This is a genomic window from Pseudogemmatithrix spongiicola (assembly GCF_030623445.1).
In the GTDB taxonomy this organism is placed as follows: domain Bacteria; phylum Gemmatimonadota; class Gemmatimonadetes; order Gemmatimonadales; family Gemmatimonadaceae; genus Pseudogemmatithrix; species Pseudogemmatithrix spongiicola.
The window spans coordinates 2,909,900-2,926,231 of record NZ_CP130613.1 but is presented as its reverse complement, the minus strand read 5'-3'; the positions used below and the strand labels follow the sequence as shown (position 1 = coordinate 2,926,231).

Below are 16,332 nucleotides of genomic sequence, written 5' to 3'. Positions count from 1 at the left end.
ACGGGCCACCCCGCGCGCTCATCCGAGGCGTACACTCAGGCGCAGCGTGCGCCCGGCCTGCGGGAGGCCGCACTTGTCGTAGATCGCCGCGTCGAAGGCGTTCTCGAGCTGCAGCGCCGCGGTGATGCGCCCGAATATCCGCGCCGCACTGCCCCAGCGCCGTTCGATGCCGAGATCCACCGCCCGCGCACCGCCCTGCCGCTCGGGCCGGTTCGAGTCGGGGTTGGTGCAGCGCGTCGCCCCGAGTGCCCGCATGCGCGCCTGCGCTTCGACGCCGCGGCCGACGGGCATCACGGCCTGCAGGGAACCGAACACTTCCGGCACATCCTCTGGGCGGCGCAGATCCGGATCGAACACCGTCGCGTCCGCGATGCGCGCCTGCTGCAGCGTGACATCGCCACGCAGTGCCGCACGGCCGAGCATCGTGCCGGCCGTCAACTCAACGCCGCTGCTGGTGAAGCGATCGCGGTTGACGCGCTGGAAGCGTGCACTCGGCAGCGTGATGCGCACGACGGCGTTGTCAATCTGTTGGCGGAACACCACGGTCTGCACGTCGAAGCGCGCGCGAATGAAGCCGGCGCCGACCTCCGCGCTGTGCGCCGTCTCCGGACGGAGCGCGGGATTCGGCTCGAATCGATCTAGGGCCCCCGAGTACAGTTCGCGCAGGGCCGGGAATCGCTTGCGTTGGCTCGCCGATGCATGCACCCGCAGCCCCTGCTCGGCGAGCACCCAGGTACCGCCGGCGCGCCAACCCACGCCATCTTTGCGGCCGAGCGGCGGGCGTCCGCCGGCCTCGTCCGTCGTCGCGGCATCTTGCGAGACGCCTGCCGATAGCGTCAGCGCTGCTGACGGGCGGAAATCGAGCTCCGTGGCGGCACTCGAGAGGCGCTGGCGATACTCGAGCGCAGGTGCCGCGTTGATGGTCTCGAGATAGCGCACCCACGACTCCGTGAACGCCCCGCGCACCACGAGCCGTTGCCCGACTTGCTGGTCGAAGGTGACGCGCAGGGTGGCCGTGCGATCTTCGCCGAGTTCGGTGCCGGTCACGGATGCGTAGCTGCGGTCCGCGTAGCTGTGAATCAGCGTGCGGCCGTCGTTGAGCCCCAGGGAGACTTCGGCGTCGCCGATGCCGAGTCCATTGCGCAGGGCGCCGGTGCCCGCCGAGAGGCCGCCGATCACGCGGCGCACGTCGGGGTTCCGCCAGAGCCGCGGCGTGTCGATGTGCAGCTCGGGCGCCACTCCGCGCTCGCCATCGGTGATGGTGGCAAAGCCGGAGAGATAGCGCCCCTGCTCGTGCTCGTAGCGCAGGCCCGCAAAGGCGTCGATGGCGCGGGTGTCTGTGTTGAGACGCAACGGCTCATCACGCCCGGGCTCCGTGACGCCGTGCGGGCGCGCGAGGCCGGGCAGGTCGCGCAGACCGGCGCCAAAGCGGTACTGCAGTGAACTGGTCGCAGAGTGTCGCAACGCTCTACCGAACGTCGCGGTCGAGCGCGTGCCGCCGAACTGGTCGGCCTGCAGCTCCGCCCGCGCGAGGCGCGCGGGCGCACGTTCGCCGTCGTGGTCCGTCCAGAGCGTCGCCGACACCACGCCGCCGATCGCATTGGGCCCCGACAGCAGCGATGACAACCCGCGCACATAGTGCAGCTGCTGCACGCCGGCCAACGGAATCGCCGATACGTCGGCGCGTGCATCCCAGGTCAGCGTGAGCGGTACGCCCTCGAAGAGGACAGCCGCCTGGCGCGACTCCGAGCCGCGGATCGAGAGTTCATTCTCGCCGCGCGAGTTCTGCCGCACGTACAGGAACGGCAGCCGACGCAGCATCTCGCCCATCGACGGCGCGGCCGCGGCCAGCGGCAGCGAGTCGGGCATGATTGTCGCCGATGCCGCGCTTCCCACCACCCGCGGCGTGTAGGCCGCGCGGACCTGTAGCGCTTGCAGTGCCGCGATCGAGTCGCGCCGCGCGGCGGAATCAGGCGCGACTTGTGCGCCCAATGTGCCGGCAACGAGTGTCAGCGCGGTCGCGAGATGAAGTGCGCGCGGCAAAGAGCGAAGATCGAAGGGGAAGAGCGAATGCAGAAGAGCGAAAGCTGAATCTGCGAAGATTACGGGCCGGCTTCCGCGCCCGTTGGCGGCCTGTCGGGGAGCCCCTTCGACCAGGGGGAAGACAAGGGGCGCCCCGAACCCTCCGGAGCGCCCCTTTCAGCTTGCAGCTTAGAGCTTACAGCTGCCCTTCTAGAATCCCACGATCTCCTCATACGCCCGCGTGAAGTCCGCAATCTGCGGCAGGATCGCATCCTCGAGGCTCGGCGCGTAGCCGACAAACGTGTCCGTGGACGCCACGCGCTTCACCGGCGCATCCAGCCAGGCGAAGCAATCATCCGCGATGCGCGCCGCGATCTCCGCACCCACGCCCCATGAGATGGAATCCTCGTAGGCGACGATCACGCGCGAGGTCTTCTTGACCGACGCGTACACCGCTTCCTTGTCCCAGGGCGAGAGCGTGCGCAGGTCGATCACCTCGACGCTGATGCCCTTCTCCTCTTCGATCTGCTTGGCCGCCACCAGCGCGCGCTGCACCGTCGCGCCGTAGGTCACCACCGTCACATCCGAGCCTTCCTTCACGATCTTCGCCTTGCCGAAGGGGATCATGAAGTTCGGGCCGGGATACGCGGCCTTGTTGTACGTCTGGCGGTAGAGATGCTTGTGCTCGAGGAAGATCACCGGATCGTCCGAACGGATCGCCGTGCGCAGCAGGCCGTTGGCGTCGAGCGCGTTGCTCGGGCAGACCACACGCAGGCCCGGGCAGTGCGTGAACAGCGAGGCGCCCGTCTGCGAGTGGTAAATCGCGCCGCGGATGTAGCCGCCGTAGGTCGTGCGCACGACCATCGGCGCCGCGAACATGTTGTTTGAACGCCAGCGCATGGTCGCGAGCTCGTCGCGCAGCTGCATGTAGGCGGTCCAGATGTAATCGAAGAACTGGACCTCGATCACCGGCTTGAAGCCGCGCAGCGCCAGGCCGATCGCGCGGCCGACGATGTTCGCTTCGGCCAGCGGCGAGTTGTACACGCGCGTGCCGCCGAACTCCTTCTGCAATCCCCACGTGACCTTGAAGACGCCGCCCTTGCCCTTGACCTTGCCGAGGTACTCCTCGCGCGAGACGTCGGCCACGTCCTCGCCGAACATCAGGATCTTCGGGTCACGCCGCATCTCGTCCTTCATGCAGGCGTTGAGCAGGTCCACCATCGTCGTGGGATCGCCGGAGAACTGCGGGTCGTCCTCGGTGTCGAACTGCTCGCTGGTCGGGTCCACGTCCGGCGAGAACACGGCGAAGTGCACGGTGCTCGGATCCGGCTGCGGCTGCGCGAGCGCGTCGTCGGTGGCGGCGAGCACCTCGGCGTCCACGGACTCCTGGATCGCCTTGATGTCCGCGTCCGTGCAGTAGCCTTCGTCCACCAGCCACTTCGGATAGTTCGTGATCGGATCGCGCGCCGCATCGGCCTCGCGCTCGGCGTCCGGGCGGTACATCACCTCGTCGTCCGACAGCGAGTGCGAGTACGGACGAATCACCTTCGCGTGCACGAGGGCCGGGCCCTTCCGCTGACGCGCGTAGTCGACGGCCTTCTGCATCACCTCGTACGACGCGAGCAGGTCGCAGCCGTCCACTTCCTGGATGTAGAGGTCCGGGAAGCTCGCGACGAGCTTGCTGATCGAGCCGCCCGCCGTGTTGACCTCGACCGGTACGGAGATCGCGTAGCCGTTGTCCTCGACGAGGTAGACCACGGGCAGCTTCAGGTTGCAGGCCGTGTTCAGCGATTCCCAGAACTCGCCCTGCGACGTGGTGCCGTCACCCGTGGAGACGAAGACGACCTCGTCCTTCTCGAAGCCTTCGCTGATGCCCAGCGCCTTGGCGCGCACCGACGCCTCGGCCGAGCCCACGGCCTGCAGGAACTGTGTCCCCGTCGGCGAGGAGGTGGAGACGATGTTGAGCCGCTTATGGCCCCAATGGGACGGCATTTGACGGCCGCCCGAGTTGGGATCGATGGCTGCGCCGACCGCCGAGTACAGCATCTCGGCGCCCGTCATGCCCAGCTGCAGGCAGAGGGCACGGTCGCGGTAATACATGTAGAACCAGTCGTAGCCGGGCTTGAAGACCAGGCCCGCAGCCGTCAGCACGGCCTCATGGCCGGCGCCGGAGATCTGGAAGAAGATCTTGTTCTGCCGCTTGAGCTGGATCTCCTTGTCGTCGAGGCGACGCGACAGGAGCATCGTGCGGTAGGCAGCGAGCAGTTGGTCCTTCGTGAGGCCGTGCGTGGCGCGACGGGCCTTGGCGGAGGTGGCCATGGTGAGGCTGGGTTTTGAGGGAAGCCTTTGGGACTCCGCAATTTACTACCGCTGCGGACCTTTGGGGTGGATGCCGACCGCGGACTTTGTCCGTATACTCCTCCTCCCATCCCCTGTCTCGGAGCGTTTCGATGCGCGCGTTGCTCGCGGTCCTGGTCCTCCTCCCTGCGTTCGGCCTCGCCGCGCAGATGGCTCCGACGGCCACAGCCGTCACGCCGCCGGGATGGTCCTGGAAGACCGACGCTCCCGCCGAGCCCCAGCGCGGCGGCACGGGCAACGTGGGCACGGCGAAGTTCGAGTTCACGCACATGGCCCCCGGCTGGCATGTCACGATGGGCCCGGGCGGCGTGCTGTTCCCCACGACAGGTCGCGCGGAGGGTCGCTTCGTGCTCGAGGGCGAGATGATCTACTTCAACGACGGCGCCGACGCGGCCGAGTACGGGGTGTTCGTCGGGGGCGCGGGGCTCGATGGTCTGCACGCGAGCTGGACGGCCTTCGTGATGCGGCCCGACGGCAAGGCAGCGGTGCTGCGGCACGAGCATGGGTCGACGCGGGCCCTGTACGAGTGGACGAGCGTACCGGGCGTCAGCGGGCGCGATTCCACGGGGTTCGCGCGGCATCGCGTGAGCGTGCGCGCCGAGCCGGACTCGGTGCGGTTCTTGGTGAATGGGACGCGCATCGGCGCGTGGCCGCGCGCGGCGCTCGCCGTCGAGGGTGGGTACGGCTTCCGCATCGGACGCGGCGCCAACCTGCACATCACGAACCTCGATCTCACGCGACGCCTCGCCCCGTTCCCCGCACCTCGACCCTGAGGCCGGTGGTGGGGTAGTATTCGGGCGAACCTCTTCCACGCCCGCGCATGACTCAGTCCTCCGCCTTCCGCCTGTCGTTGCTGGCCTCCCTCTGCGTGGCCGGCGCCATGACTCCGAATACCGCCGCCGCGCAGGACCCGGCGGCGAGCGCGTCGTCCAGCGTCGTGCGCGAAGTCGCCGTGCGCGACCGCGGCGGGCAGGGCATTCCCTACGCCGTGCTGACGGTGAAGAGCGGCGTGAACCGCGTGGCCAACGAGGACGGCATCGTCGAGCTCCCGGCGCCGGTGGACGCGGACTCCGTGGAGCTCGTGGTCCGTCGCATCGGGTATCGCCCGTTCGGCGACTGGGTGCGGGTCGTGGAGGACGGGCGCTTCATCGTCGAGATGGATCCGCTGCCGCGCGCGCTGAACCCCCGCACGATTACCGAGCGCCGCGACACGCCGCTCGCGCGGCGCGGGTTCTACGACCGCATGGAGCGTGTCCGTCGCGGCGCCACCGTGGCGCGGTTCATCACCCCCGAGGAACTCGACTCGCGCCAGGTCAACATCGTGTCCGCCATTCTCGCGGGCGAGAGCTACGTGAAGATCGAGCGCTTCGGCACCCGGCCGATCCTGACGGGCCGGACACCGGGCTGTGCGCTCGCAGTCATCGTCGACGGCATGCGCATGACGGGCATGGTCGAGGAGCTGTATACGCGCGAAGGCCAGGACGAAGTCCGTCGCTTGGGCGGCGGGCAGCAGGGTACGCAGCGCTTCCTCTCGTCGCGCACTACCGTGGACGACCTGCTCTCTGCCCAGTCGGTGGCCGGCATGGAGCTGTACCCGACGGCGGCGTCGGCCCCGATCGAGTTGCAGCGCGCCGCCGGCAACGGGTGGTGCGGCATCCTGGCGATCTGGAGCGGCGGGCGGCAGTAAGTCGCATCACAAATATGCGACTTCACGGATATCCCTTGCGCGGAATCACGTGACCTCGCAATCATAGGCGCGTCTTACCCACACAAGGGACGTGGCTTGGACTCACGAGCCAGCACGTTCCGCGACGGGAGGCCTGTGACCGAAACGTTCGGACAGCCATTCCAGCCGCAGTGGCCACGATCGCTCAGTGCGATCGTGAGCTGGAGCCTCCCCTACTTCTCCGACGACACCCCGCCCGGGCCCAATGGCCTGCCGCGGGGTGTCGTCATTTCAGGTGAGGTTCGATGTCACATCGGGGCGTCCACCACATCGCTCTCGCCCGCGCCCCGCGCGGGCTTTCCCGCAACGCTCGCCGCGTGCTGCACCAGCAGCACAAGCGCCAGGTCAAGCGTGCGACCTTCCGGGATTGTGGACGTCGCTGTGTGTACTGCGGAACCGGCTTGGGACTGGAAAACGCCACGCTGGATCATGTAATCCCGCTCTCGCGCGGCGGATCGCATCACCCCGGCAACCTCGTCTCGGCCTGCCAGGCCTGCAACCAACGCAAAGGCTCGTTGCTACCGACAGAATTCTTCGCCCGGTATCCGGTGGCCGGGCAGAACTTCATGCGGTATGCACGAGCGGTGCACCGGCAGCTCAAGAGAGGGGCACGAAGGGCGGTGAGTCTACATTTTGCTCAAGCGGCCTAACTGCAGATGTAAGACATGAGATGTGAGATGTAAGACTGGGGCAACGGCAGTTCCCACTTACATCTCACATCTTACATCTCAGATCTGCGGTTGTAGTTCATCGCTCGGTGAGCATGGCTTCCCGCCGCAGCATCACCTTCTTCCGCTCGACCCCCCACGCGTACCCTCCCAGCTCCCCACTGGCGCGAATCACGCGGTGGCAGGGAATCAGGTAGCTCACGGGGTTCGCGCCCACCGCCGCGCCGACGGCGCGTGAGGCCTTGGGGTCGCCCAGCTTCGTGGCGATCGCCCCGTACGTGGTGACGTCGCCGACGGGGATCTCCAGCAGCGCCTTCCACACCTTGAGCTGGAAGTTCGTCCCCTTCACGTGCAGCGCGAGCGACGGCACCGCGCTGCTGCCGGGCGGCGGGAAGGCCTTCGCCGCCGCTGCGCGCGTGGCGGCTTGGTCCGGCGTGAGCTGCGCCAAGGGCCAGTCATGCTCGAGGCGCGCGAGCGCTTCCGTGCGCGAGAGCGGCTCGACGAACGCGAGATGGCAGACCCCGCGCGGCGTCACGGCGATCAGGCAGTCGCCGAACGGCGTGGGATGGAATCCGTACCGGACCGTCACGCCCAAGCCGCCGCGCTGCAGCTCGCCCGGCGTGACGGCCTCGGCGTTCACGACCAAGTCATGCAGGCGCCCTGGGCCCGACAGTCCCGCCTCGTACGTGGTCTCGAGCACCGGACGCCGCTCGCGCAGCAGGCGCTTCACCATCTCCGCCGTGCGGTACTGCACGAAGCGTTTCGGGCTGATGCCTGCCCAGCGCGTGAACATGCGCTGGAAGTGCGATTCACTGAGGCCCACGTGCGCAGCGACGTCCGCCAGGGACGGTGCCGCGGCGCGCTCGCGGTCGAGGTAGCGGATCGCTCGCTCGATCCGCGCGTAGTCAGTCGTGGCGTCCATCCAGCTCTCCGGTCAGGTCTGATGGAACGATGCGCGACGCGACGCGGACGGGCGACCCGATTCTTGCGCTGCGGGGCGCCGCAGGCGTGTTCAGTAATCGACGGGCCGCAGGTAGCTCTCGCCGATCGCCGCCGCACTGAGCATCGCGACCGTCGGCAGCTTGCGCTTCCAATGCGTGGAATCGAGCCGCTTGGTCACCAACCGCAATGCCTCGCCGTCGATGCCCTTCGCCAACAACTCCTCACGCGTCCAGCCGTGCAGCAGCCAGTTGAGGATCTCGTCCGCGACGGCGTAGCTCACCCCGAAATCCGCCTCGTCCGTCTGGCCGGCGATGAGATCCGCGCTCGCCGGCTTCTGCACGATCTCGCTGGGTACGCCGAGGTAGGCGGCCAGTTGCCAGACCTGCGTCTTGAACAGGTCGCCGATCGGATTCACCGGCGGCGAATCGTCGGCGTGCCACGTGAAGTAGCCGAGCAGGCGCTCGCTCTTGTTGCCCGTGCCGAGCGGCAGCGCGCGGTGCTTGGCGCTCAGGTCGAAGAGCGAGATCATGCGGACGCGGGCCATCACGTTGCCGCGGCGCGCCGCATCGGCGTCGGGCTCCTGGGCGAGATAGCCGTCCACCGCGCCCGTGATATCGAGCGTGCGCTGCTCGATGCCGAGCTGGTCCATCAGGAGCTGGGCATGGGCCAACGAGTCTGCGCTCGAGCTGCGATACGGCAGCCGCACGCCGATCACGTTCTCCTTGCCGAGGGCGCGCGCCGCGAGCGCAGCGACCACGGCCGAGTCGACGCCGCCCGAAACGCCCACGACGGCCTTGGAGAATCCGCGCCGCTGGAACTCGTCGCGCAGGAAGGCGACCAGCCACTGCTCGACTAGGCGCGCGTCGATATCCAGCGACGGCGGCGCTGCGTGCGAGGAGCCGGTCACCAGCGGCAGATGGTTGACGGCGGCGAGCGGGACGTCCCGCGGCGCCGTGGCAGCGGCCGCGGCCTTCGGCGATGCGAGCGATTCGCCACGCGGCGCCTTGCGCTCCTCGCCACCGCGACGCTCGCCGAGTCCGAGCACGCGATCGAGCTCCGTGCGCAGGTACGGCAGCTGCGACTTGAGGTCGCTCAACAGCGGCAGTTCGGCGCGCACGCGCGCCAGGTCGGCGAGCTCGACGGTCGCCGTGACCAGGGCTTCCTCGAAGACGGGTCCGCGCACGCGCACATCGCCGCGCGGGCCGACCACCATGGAACCGCCCTGGAACATGCGGCCCCCCTCGCTGCCGACGAGGTTGGCGAGCACGGCATACACCCCGTGCTCGTCGGCGATGTCGCGGATCAGGCGCTCCCAGCGCCCGACGCTGCCCGGCTGTGAACCCTCGTCGCGCGGCGCGATGCCGCGCGCGGGCGCGGCAGCCACCACACACACGACCTGCGCGCCATCGAGCGCCGCAATGGTCCCGGTCAACGAATGCCAGGCATCTTCGCAGATGAGGATTGCCGCGCGTCCCCAGCGCGTGTCGAAGGCCTCGACGCCGTAGCCGCGTTCGACGAAACGCTCTTCGTCGAAGAGCCCGTACGTGGGCAGGAAGTTCTTCCGGTGCAGGTGCAGCAGGCGCGCCGGTTCACCCCCACCGAAGGACACGCAGGCGGCGCTGTTGTGCAGCGTCCCGTCGGGGGCGACTTCGTAGAAGCCGAGCACCACGTCCATCGCCGGGAGCTTCGGCGCGAGGCTCGCCAGGCGCGACGCGAGTTCTGCCATCAGCCGTTCGGAAGGGAGCGCCAGCTCGCGGACGCCGCCCTCGACGAAATAGCCGGTCGTCACTGTCTCGGCGAAGACCACCAGCTGCGGCCGCGGCTCGAGCGTGACGGACTGGGCGATCAGGCCCGCGATGCGGTCGAGGTTGGCGGGGAGGTTCGCCTTCGCGGGGCGGAACTGGGGGAGAGCGATGGTGAGCGTGGACACGCTGGAAATCTACGTTCGGTGGGAGAGGGGAGACGGGGGTAGGGGCGGAGGCGGGGAGAAGGGAATGGGGGAGGTGGGGGGGAGAGGTGGCAGGTGGGGGCCTCTGGGCGTCCTTTGGGGTACAATGCAGGCCATGCTTTCGGTGCGCCGATTCTTCTGCACGGGTTCGCTGCTGCTCCTCGCGGGGGCGGGTGTCGCGCGGGCGCAGGATTCCGCGGCGGTGCAGCCGTGGCAGATCATCCCGCCGCCGCAATCGTCGCTGGTGCTGGCGCGGGATGGGTCGCTGATCGGAGAGATCGGGCGCGAGTGGCGTACCTCAATTTCCCTCGCGTCGCTGCCGCGCTATGTGCACGGGGCCTTCGTGGCTGTCGAGGACAGGCGCTTCTACCAGCATGACGGCGTGGACGTCGTGGGCATCGCGTCCGCAATCCGCGACAACCTGCTGGGGGCGTCGCGCGGGGCCAGTACGATCACGCAGCAGCTCGTCGGCAACATGCATCCGACGATCATCGACCGGTCGGACCGCTCGATTTCCCGCAAGGTGCGCGAGCAACTGGCGGCCCGCGAGATGGAGAAGCGCTACACCAAGCAGCAGATCCTCGAGGCCTACCTCAACCAGATCCACTTCGGGCGCAACTGGTACGGCATCGAGAGTGCGGCGCGGCACTATTTCGGCAAGGCTGCGGCGGACCTAAGCATCGCCGAGGCGGCATCGCTGGCCGCGTTGCCGAAGGGTCCGGCGATCTACGATCCGATCCGCTATCCCGACCGCAACAAGAACCGGCGTGACGCAATCCTCGGCCTGATGGCCGAACAGGGCTACATCACCCGTGAGCAGGCGCAGGCGGCACGCCGCGAGCCGGTGCGCGTGGCACCGAACGCGGGCATGAGCGTGGCGGCACCGTACTTCGTCGATGCCGTGCGGCAAACGCTCGAGCGCGCCGGACTGCCGGTGGACGCCGGCGGGCTGCGCATCACGACGACAATCGACCCAGTGCTGCAGCGCGCCGCGGAGTCGGCGCTGACCGAAGGCATCCGGGGCATCGAGGCGCAGCGCGGCTATCGCCACTCCACGCCGCGGACGGCGCCGCGCGACGCAAGCAACTGGCTGCAAGGCGCGGTGGTGGCGATGGATCCGGCCACGGGCGACGTGCGCGCGCTCATCGGTGGCCGCGACTACGCGACCGCGCCGTTCAACCGCGCGACGAACGGCCAGCGGCAGCCAGGCTCGACGTTCAAGCCGATCGTCTATGCGCGGGCGCTGATGGACTCGATGCCGCCGACCGCCATCGTGCCCGATACGGCCATCACCATCGCGTACGACGCGCAGGTCTACCAGCCCAAGAACGCGGACGGGGAGTTCCTCGGACCGATCACGTTGCGCACGGCGTTGACGCGCTCGCGGAACCCGGTGGCGGTCACGCTCTGGCAGCGGGAAGGCGCGGACTCCGTGATCGCGCTGGCACAGCGCATGGGCATCGCGTCGCCGATCGCGCCGTTCCCGGCGAGCGCCATCGGTGCCTCGGTGGTGCGCCCGGTCGAACTGGTCGCGGCGTTCACCGCCTTCGCCAACTACGGTCGCGCGGTGGAGCCGCGCGTGGTGCTGCGCGTGCAGGATCCCGTGGGCCGTACGCTGTGGGGGCAGGGCACGCAGCTGCGCGCGCCGGCCATGGACTCCGCCGTGGCGTTCGTGGCCGTGCAGATGATGCGCGATGCGGTGGACCGCGGAACGGGCAACGCCGTGCGGCGCTTCCTGCCGCCCGAGGTCCAGGTGGCGGGGAAGACCGGGACGACTGACGACAACACCGACGTCTGGTTTGTCGGCATGACGCCGAACCTCGTGGCCGGCGTGTGGCTGGGCTTCGACCGCCCGCGCACGATCACGCCGGGCGCGGCGGGCGGCGGACTCGCCGCGCCGATCTTCGGGACGATGCTTGCGCGCTGGGGCGCGGCGTCGCCACTCGCGTGGCCCGAGCCGTCGAACATCGTGCGGGCCGAGATGGACCGCGACACGGGTGACCTCGCGGAGCCGACCACACCGGCCGAGCGTCGTTACACCGAGACCTTCGTGGCGGGTACTGAACCAGGTGCCCTCCGCGTCGATGCCCGGCGATTCTTCCTGACCTACGGGCCGTTACCCGGCATGTGAGCCTGTGATACAGGTCCTTCGCCTGCCATCCTCCTCCTCGCCAGATTTCCCGCGTGACCTTCCCTTCGATTTCCCGTCGCCTCGCACTCGCGGTCCTCGCGGCGATCATCACGGCCTGCGGTACCTCGACGCGCCCTGAGCAGTCGACCGCGTACGAGCTCGAGCTGATCTGGCTTGGCACGGAGCCGAGCGCCCAGGTCCGCAATTCCTTCGATGTCGCCGGCAACACGATTCGCGCGACCATCGTCGGGCCGCTGTCGAGCGTGGCGCTGCCGGCGTCGTTCACGAACCTGAGCCAGTGTGGCTTGCCGGGGCATCCGGACATCGGGCGCGAGCCCATCCGCGGATTGCGCATCTACGCCATCGTGGAATCCATCGATGGTCCCGGCGGGACGCTCGGCTCGGCCGGTCCCTGCCTGATCCGCAATGACGACACGCCGGCGCTGGGCGTGATGCGCTTCGACGATGCCGACGTGCAGAACCTGCTCAGCGCCGGTCGCCTGCCGAGCGTGGTGCTGCACGAGATGCTGCACGTCGTCGGCTTCGGCACGGTGTGGACCGACAAGGGCGTGATCGACACGGCGACCAACGGCGCCGACGCGCGCTACACGGGCCTGTTCGCACGCCAGGCCTGCCGCGACTTCAACGGCGGCGCGACCGTCTGCGCGAACACCGTCCCGGTGCACAGCACCGACGGCGTCGGCTCGCGCTACTCGCACTGGCGCGAGAACGTGTTCGCGAACGAACTCATGACGCCGTTCCTCGGCAGCGGCGCGACCCCGTTCTCGGCCACGACGATCGGTGCGCTCGAGGACATCGGCTACGAAGTCAGCTACGAAACGGCGCATCCGTTCACGCTGCCGGGTACCGCCGCGCTGCGGGCCGACGCCGCGGCGCCGCAGCTCGAGCTCGGCGAGCCGATGCTGCCGCGCTTCAAGCTCGACGGGGCCGGCCGGCTCACGCCGTACCGACCCCGTCGCTGACGCGCCTGTCCGACGCCTTCCGTGCGAAGCTCAATGACAATAGTAGGTTTGGCAGAACGGAGATCCGTATACCTTGTCGCAGCCGATCGGGAGGACTCCAACGTCGATACATGTGTACCAGTTGACACACTCGTCGCTCTCGCAGTAACTCACCGCGCGGGCCTCTGCGTTGCTCGACGCGAACATCGCGCCAGCCGCAAGACCAAACAGAACGGCCACCAATGACCACGGGCGAGAAAGTCTCATCTGATTTCCTCCTAGGGTGGACCTCGGTATCGTCGCTCAGAACGGCGCCACAGAAGCGACAGTTGGAGCAGAGTTGGACGTGATCGAAGGAATCGGAGTCCCAAGGTGCAGCCAGTGTTCGATTTCTAGGAGCCCAACACGCCTCAAGAGCAGCGTCTCACGCACTGAGCCTGCATCGAGCCCTCCGAGTGGTAGCTCGTCGTATTCGCGAAGCAAAATCAGTATTTGGGGCGTGGCCGCCGCTCCAGAAAAGTCGCGAGAAATGTACTTTTGGCTGAGATGATTCTTCTCGCGAAGTCCAGCTGACACCTCGTCAAAGGCTGCCATTCGTGCGAGGTGCGCCATGCCTGTCGCGACATCGAGTTCGCGCGCAACGCCTACCACAACCACGCTGGCGTCCCCGCGACGCGCACGCAATTGCAGTGTATCCTCTGCCTCTCGGAGCCAACCGGGAAGGCGGGCGTCGTTGGACGGTCCACATGTCGAAGCGCCGATGTAAACCATGACGAGTTCCCGGCGCGCGGTTACCGCCGAGGCAGCGACCCCTGCGCTTGACGCCTGAGCCAGAGGGTCACGCGGGAGATGATATCCTACGATTCCACCAGCTGCCACTAGCGCGCCGAGGACCACAAGCGATCGCGCATGTATCAAAGCTCACCTCGCGGCGCCCGCGTTGCCCCGCCCAGTCGTAGCCTGACTAAGCGCGGAAACGGCTCGTTGGCAAATGTATACAGATATGTGGGATGAATTCAAGCAATCAATGCAACAGCTTCGTCGAAGACTTCTGCCGGGGTGCGGAAGTCGAGCGTCTTGCGGGGCCGTCCATTGAGCTGAGCCGCGACGGCATCGAGCTGCCGCTGCGTAACGTTGGCGAGGCTCGTGCCCGTGGGGAAGTACTGCCGCAGGAGGCCGTTCGTGTTCTCGTTGGTGCCGCGCTGCCACGGACTGTACGGATCGCAGAAGTAGACCTGCACGCCGGTGGCGACGGTGAAGCGCTGGTGGTGCGCGAGTTCCTTGCCGCGGTCCCAGGTGAGCGAGCGCGCGACGTGCGCCGGCAGCCGCCGGATCTGGCGGATGAGCGCGGGCACGACGCGGCCCGGCTCCTTGCTCTCGACCTTCACGAGGATCGTGAAGCGCGACGTGCGCTCCACGAGCGTGGCGATGTGCGTGTTGCCGCCGCCGGCGAGGAGGTCGCCCTCCCAGTGGCCGGGCACGGCGCGGTCCTCGACCTCGGCCGGGCGCGCGCTGATGGGAATGGCATCGACGATCTGCCCGCGCCCCTGGCCCTTGCGCGTCGAGGCGCGGGCGCGCCGCACCACGCGTCCCGTGCGCAGGTGCCTCAGCAGTTCCTTCTTGAGCACGCCGCGCGCCTGGACGTACAGCGAGCGGTAGATCGTCTCGTGCGACACGTGCAACTCCGGCTCGTGCGGGTAGGTGCGGCGGAGCCACGCGCTGATCTGCTCCGGTGACCAGCGCAGCTTCAGCTTCGCTGCAATGAGATAGCGCAGGCGCGGCCGGGACGCGAGGCGGCAGGCCTTCGGCCGACGCGCGGACTTCCACGCGACCGCGTCGGCGCGGACGGCCCGATACTTCGTCGGGCCCCCATGACGTGCGACCTCACGACTGATGGTCGATGCGGCACGGCCCAGGGCGCGGCCGATCGCTCGGTAGGATTCGCCGGCGGCGAGCCCGCGCGAGATGCGCTCCCGTTCGTCGAGCGACAGCGCCAACGCCGATCGTGCACGCAGGCGCGGCGAGATGCCCCCTTGCTTGCGAATCACGCCGTGAAGTGCGCCGGGATCCTTGGCGAGGTCGCGGGCGATCTCGCGGACCGAGTCACCGGCGCGATAGCGCGCCCAGAGTTCAGCGCGCTGCTGCCACGTGTAGCCGTGCGGGCTGGGGATGAACATCGCGACAACCTCCATATAGAAGGAACTATGGAAGGTGTTGCATCGACCCTCTGAATCCAGTGGAGTCGACGTGTCCGATGCGCGGCAAATGGTTGCCGACGCTCACCGCCTCGAAGGAGGACAAACTGAGCAAATAGGTTTGCACTTCGACTTCCGGAAATGATCTGCGGTTCGGTGAAAGCTCGAATCGAGAGACCTGGACCGCAAAAACATCTCCTTCAAGGTGAACGATGCGAGAGAGCGTGCTGATACTTCGCGTCTCGGGATCAAGGCCGATCGACATCTGCCCCCGTGCATTGGGACGTTCCAGTGACCGCGAAAGCTCGAAATCTCGAACACGCAATCGACGCATCGAGCGTCCATCCTCTGAGTAGGCAGTCACGAACGGGAGTTTTACCAGTCCGATGAGCGCGCGCCCTCTCGCGTCACACCCAATGACTCCTTCTGACATCATTCTGCGCACAAGAGGGCTGGGTGAAGCGTATGACTCGCCGAACGTACCGCCTACGCTCCCATCCGGCCGAAGAATCGACACCAGAGGCTCGATGTCCCGAGCAGTCTCACGACCTGGTTGGAGCGACGACGGCGCGATTGCGTACATGCCGCCGTTGCGGAAGCAAAGCGTTTGCACAGCCACAACGGGCTGCACGGCTGAGATCATTCGTGCCCCGAACCTTGGCGACACCGAGAGCACGAAAGTCTTGAGCCCAAGTGCGGCGTCGTAAACCCGGAGAGTATCTGCGACGATTGTCACGTTGATCGGAGCTCGGAACTCAGACGGGCCGCTCCCTTGGCGCCCGACGTCACCCAGCACACCAAGATCCCGGTTGAGCAACACCACACGCATTTGACTCTGGTCGAGAACGGCCACGATGGAGCCGCTAACGGCAAGGTCTACGATTGTACCGAACGCCTCTTGAACTTCCCCGTCCAGCGAACCCACCGAATCGGCGCGCCGAGCGCCGACCAGCGCATCGCGCCAAAGGCGAAGTCGCGGGTCTCGTGCAACAGTGTCGCGAAGGGAGACGCTTACATCCGTCTCGCGCGCGCGGAGGTTTGGCGCGGTAGGATGCTGAACGGTCGCTTGAGCGTGCGATGCGGGCGCCAGCGCAGCTAGGACGGCTGCAACCAGCGCGACGCGGAAGCGGACCGAGATCAGGAACGAAGCAGGCATCACTCCTCGTCACACTGGTAAGTCGCGCAAAACACGCCCTGCATGTCGCAACCCGTGCGGATGATCTGGGTATGCACGCACACGTTCGGGTTGAGGCACAGATCGCGTTCGCAGAATCTCTTCACCTGTTTCGGGGCTGCGGCAGCACCGAGCAGAAGGCCTCCAAGCACTGCGGCGGTCGAAATCGCTACGCGTCTCCATCGCATGACTAATCCTCGGTTAGA

11 protein-coding genes are annotated in these 16,332 nt (G+C 67.7%); 5 read left to right on the top strand and 6 right to left on the bottom strand.

Annotation, left to right across the window (positions count from 1 at the left end; all coding sequences use genetic code 11):
- Positions 1–18 precede the first annotated feature (18 nt).
- Both Strain318_RS13370 and Strain318_RS13365 read right to left on the bottom strand, forming a co-directional pair.
- Positions 19–2,043, bottom strand: coding sequence for a TonB-dependent receptor plug domain-containing protein (locus Strain318_RS13370; RefSeq protein WP_367886197.1), 2,025 nt, complete (start codon positions 2,041–2,043; stop codon positions 19–21).
- 189 nt (positions 2,044–2,232) lie between these two features.
- A complete protein-coding gene (locus tag Strain318_RS13365; RefSeq protein ID WP_367886196.1) occupies positions 2,233–4,341 on the bottom strand; it encodes an alpha-ketoacid dehydrogenase subunit alpha/beta in 2,109 nt (702 codons plus the stop codon).
- Positions 4,342–4,472: 131 nt separating this feature from the next.
- Here Strain318_RS13365 and Strain318_RS13360 point away from each other — a divergent pair, with 131 nt between their 5' ends.
- From Strain318_RS13360 to Strain318_RS13350, 3 genes are all read left to right on the top strand, one after another.
- The gene (locus Strain318_RS13360; protein ID WP_367886195.1) at positions 4,473–5,153 is read left to right on the top strand and encodes a hypothetical protein; all 681 of its coding nucleotides are present in this window, start codon (positions 4,473–4,475) and stop codon (positions 5,151–5,153) included.
- A gap of 47 nt (positions 5,154–5,200) precedes the next feature.
- A complete protein-coding gene (locus Strain318_RS13355; protein WP_367886194.1) occupies positions 5,201–6,067 on the top strand; it encodes a hypothetical protein in 867 nt (288 codons plus the stop codon).
- A gap of 284 nt (positions 6,068–6,351) precedes the next feature.
- A complete protein-coding gene (locus Strain318_RS13350) occupies positions 6,352–6,756 on the top strand; it encodes an HNH endonuclease (protein ID WP_367886193.1) in 405 nt (134 codons plus the stop codon).
- A 97-nt stretch (positions 6,757–6,853) separates the two neighbouring features.
- Here the strand turns inward: Strain318_RS13350 and Strain318_RS13345 are convergent, their stop codons facing one another.
- A complete protein-coding gene (locus Strain318_RS13345; protein ID WP_367886192.1) occupies positions 6,854–7,696 on the bottom strand; it encodes a methylated-DNA--[protein]-cysteine S-methyltransferase in 843 nt (280 codons plus the stop codon).
- Positions 7,697–7,786: 90 nt separating this feature from the next.
- The gene (locus tag Strain318_RS13340) at positions 7,787–9,646 is read right to left on the bottom strand and encodes an NAD+ synthase (protein WP_367886191.1); all 1,860 of its coding nucleotides are present in this window, start codon (positions 9,644–9,646) and stop codon (positions 7,787–7,789) included.
- A gap of 124 nt (positions 9,647–9,770) precedes the next feature.
- Between Strain318_RS13340 and Strain318_RS13335 the strand changes: the two genes are divergently transcribed.
- Together Strain318_RS13335 and Strain318_RS13330 are read left to right on the top strand one after the other, a co-directional pair.
- Positions 9,771–11,795 (top strand): transglycosylase domain-containing protein, encoded by a 2,025-nt coding sequence (locus tag Strain318_RS13335; protein ID WP_367886190.1) that lies wholly within the window; start codon positions 9,771–9,773, stop codon positions 11,793–11,795.
- Between the two features lie 53 nt (positions 11,796–11,848).
- Positions 11,849–12,778: a leishmanolysin-related zinc metalloendopeptidase gene (locus Strain318_RS13330; RefSeq protein WP_367886189.1), complete on the top strand. Its 930-nt coding sequence runs from the start codon at positions 11,849–11,851 to the stop codon at positions 12,776–12,778.
- Between the two features lie 995 nt (positions 12,779–13,773).
- On the opposite strand, the gene Strain318_RS13325 is transcribed toward Strain318_RS13330, so the two are convergent.
- Positions 13,774–14,934 (bottom strand): IS30 family transposase, encoded by a 1,161-nt coding sequence (locus Strain318_RS13325; protein ID WP_437436301.1) that lies wholly within the window; start codon positions 14,932–14,934, stop codon positions 13,774–13,776.
- Positions 14,935–14,959: 25 nt separating this feature from the next.
- A complete protein-coding gene (locus tag Strain318_RS13320; RefSeq protein WP_367886188.1) occupies positions 14,960–16,108 on the bottom strand; it encodes an NHL repeat-containing protein in 1,149 nt (382 codons plus the stop codon).
- Between the last annotated feature and the right edge of the window lie 224 nt (positions 16,109–16,332).

Bases quoted from the DNA above. Each gene is read 5' to 3' on its own strand.
- Strain318_RS13365 (WP_367886196.1), bottom strand. From the start codon at position 4,341: ATGGCCACCTCCGCCAAGGCCCGTCGCGCCACGCACGGCCTCACGAAG.
- Strain318_RS13360 (WP_367886195.1), top strand. From the start codon at position 4,473: ATGCGCGCGTTGCTCGCGGTCCTGGTCCTCCTCCCTGCGTTCGGCCTC.
- Strain318_RS13355 (WP_367886194.1), top strand. From the start codon at position 5,201: ATGACTCAGTCCTCCGCCTTCCGCCTGTCGTTGCTGGCCTCCCTCTGC.
- Strain318_RS13350 (WP_367886193.1), top strand. From the start codon at position 6,352: ATGTCACATCGGGGCGTCCACCACATCGCTCTCGCCCGCGCCCCGCGC.
- Strain318_RS13345 (WP_367886192.1), bottom strand. From the start codon at position 7,696: ATGGACGCCACGACTGACTACGCGCGGATCGAGCGAGCGATCCGCTAC.
- Strain318_RS13335 (WP_367886190.1), top strand. From the start codon at position 9,771: ATGCAGGCCATGCTTTCGGTGCGCCGATTCTTCTGCACGGGTTCGCTG.
- Strain318_RS13325 (WP_437436301.1), bottom strand. From the start codon at position 14,934: ATGTTCATCCCCAGCCCGCACGGCTACACGTGGCAGCAGCGCGCTGAA.
- Strain318_RS13320 (WP_367886188.1), bottom strand. From the start codon at position 16,108: ATGCCTGCTTCGTTCCTGATCTCGGTCCGCTTCCGCGTCGCGCTGGTT.